The organism is Psychrobacter sp. 5A.1 (genome assembly GCF_030407455.1).
Classification (GTDB): Bacteria; Pseudomonadota; Gammaproteobacteria; order Pseudomonadales; family Moraxellaceae; genus Psychrobacter.
This window is the reverse complement of sequence record NZ_JASDDJ010000128.1, coordinates 1-1,336: the sequence shown is the minus strand read 5'-3', so window position 1 is coordinate 1,336 and position 1,336 is coordinate 1. Positions and strand designations below refer to the sequence as shown.

The window sequence follows — 1,336 nt, the reverse complement described above, 5'->3', positions numbered from 1 at the left end:
CAAGTAGCCAATCACTCACACTAGACACCCCTGCCGCATTTGCGCCAGTGACAGATACCGAGACCATCGATGAAGCGACTGTCGTAGCAAACAGTCATCACAGCCATCATAGCGTCTATCATGCACTCGCCCATGCCACTGATTTGAATGTTGCCGATACCTTTATACTGGTCGATCACAACCATCTCAATCAGCACTATCGCGCCACCCATATCGTACATTTGGCTCGCAACAGCTTGGCACATGTGACAGGGCTGACCATCAGTCGTCGACATCATGAACGCCATGCCTCACAGTTAGAGGCAGGCATTCACTTGACCCAACTGCGGCTGATTACCGCAGACACGCCATGGGTGGGTGGCTTATATAGCAAACGCGTGTTACCGCCAATGACTGGTATCACAGACGCTCAAAGCGATACCGACAGTCGCAATCACATGACCCCGACCAAAAGCTATCTGCTTGATAGCCCTGCCCAACCTATCAATCGATTAGAAGCCCAAGCAGGGGCCAACTATGGCAGTCACTTCACTCATAGAACTGACGACCAAACCCTGATGCAGTCTATCGGTGATGGTGAGCACTTAATCAATACTGGCAGCTTATTGTCCAGCACGCGCCCTAGCCTATTTGCCACGGACAATGAACAAGCCGTTGAGAGCGGCTATCGTAACACGGGCAACGGTCTATCAGAATGGATTACCGATCATAGAACGGAGCAAGCGTACTCACAGCTGAACGTCGATGATGGTCAAGTGGCTGCTAGTCTAAAGATGGGTATCATCAATGCTGCAAGTGATGGCGCCAGTAGTAAACGTCAAGGCATCAATGCCAATACCAGTGCTCAAATCAATATCAAGTCGGGCGAAGCCTTAGTCTTCTCCACCCAGCCGCAAACCCACGCACAATCTGGACAACATAACTATCAACAGCACACCCCGACTCTCACCCAAACAGCATTGGGCGGTCAACATCTGGCTGAACGTTTAACGCAATTGGCGACAGGGCTTGGACGTCATGTGAATGACCACAAAGCGATTAAAACTCAGTTAGAAAGTATCGCAGAGGAGCAGCAAACCAAAACCCATCAACAAGCGCCCTACACGCTGATCGATAGCGCTGCTGATACGAGCTATGTCAGTGACGAGACGCTGATTCAGCGATCGATGGGTGAGATGATAACGACCACTCAGCAAGATATGATGGTGAGTAGTGGTGATGGTCATCATCAGGTCAGTAGTGAGTCTTTGACAATGGTCGCTGATGGTCAGTTCAGTATGACAAATGCGAAAGACAATATTATGCTGTCTGCGCATACAGGAAAGCTTGAGGCGAC

At 50.1% G+C, this 1,336-nt stretch carries 1 protein-coding gene; it reads left to right on the top strand.

Translation table 11 applies throughout. From position 1 onward, the window contains the following. A partial coding sequence (locus QL982_RS14380) for a type VI secretion system Vgr family protein (protein ID WP_290190442.1) occupies nucleotides 1–1,336 on the top strand: 1,336 nt, incomplete at both ends.